The organism is Oleiphilus sp. HI0086 (assembly GCF_001635225.1).
This window is the reverse complement of the sequence record NZ_LWFZ01000360.1, coordinates 1-1,110: the sequence shown is the minus strand read 5'-3', so window position 1 is coordinate 1,110 and position 1,110 is coordinate 1. Positions and strand designations below refer to the sequence as shown.

Here is a 1,110-nt window from a genome sequence, read left to right as displayed (position 1 = left end):
TAAAGCGACCGATATTGCGCATATTTGTGGCTTGAATCAGGTAAATCGAATTGAACGCGGTGTCGCATATTATGTTCGATCTGCTGAAAAGCTTACGCTCGAACAGCGCCAAACGCTATCTTCGCAGTTCTATGACAGAATGACTGAAGCTGTCTTCCATGAAACGGCGGGTGCCGAGTTGCTGTTTAGACACTCTGAACCGCGCCCTATGAGCAGTGTCGATGTGCTGTCATATGGTGAGAGTGCGCTTGAAGAAGCAAATAAGCGTATTGGTCTGGCTTTGGCTACAGACGAAATAGAGTATTTAACCAAAGCTTTCTGCGGGCTAAAGCGTAACCCGACAGACGTAGAGCTAATGATGTTTGCTCAGGCGAACTCTGAGCATTGTCGTCACAAGATCTTCAATGCATCTTGGGATATTGACGGTGAAGCTCAGCAAAAATCATTATTCTCGATGATTCGTAATACCAATGAGCTGAATTCTGAAGGTGTATTGTCTGCTTATGTTGATAACGCTGCGGTAATAGCCGGATCGAAAGGAAAGCGCTTCTACCCGAACCCTGAAACTCAGGAGTATCAGGCGCATGAGGAAGATATTCATATCCTCATGAAGGTTGAAACACATAACCACCCGACAGCTATTTCTCCATTCTCTGGTGCCTCGACAGGTTCAGGTGGTGAGATTCGTGATGAAGGTGCTACAGGTAAAGGCGCAAAACCTAAAGCTGGTNTGACAGGTTTTACGGTATCGAACCTAAGAATTCCTGGTTTCGAACAGCCATGGGAAACAGATTTTGGCAAGCCTGACCGAATGACTTCTGCCTATAACATCATGCTTGACGGTCCTCTAGGTGGTGCTGCCTTCAATAATGAGTTTGGTCGACCGAACTTGTGTGGCTACTTTAGAACCTTTGAAGAAGAAGTTGCTGGCCCGAATGGTCAGGAAATCAAGGGTTACCACAAGCCTATTATGATTGCTGGTGGTATGGGAAATATTAAAGAGTCCCATGTACTGAAAGGTGACATCGATGTTGGTGCAAAGCTAATTGTATTGGGTGGCCCGGCCATGCTGATCGGCCTTGGCGGCGGTGCAGCCTCTTCGATGGATTC

1 pseudogene is annotated in these 1,110 nt (G+C 46.7%); it reads left to right on the top strand.

Annotation, left to right across the window (positions count from 1 at the left end):
- Nucleotides 1–1,110: pseudogene (locus A3756_RS04630) on the top strand (phosphoribosylformylglycinamidine synthase); the annotation flags it as partial.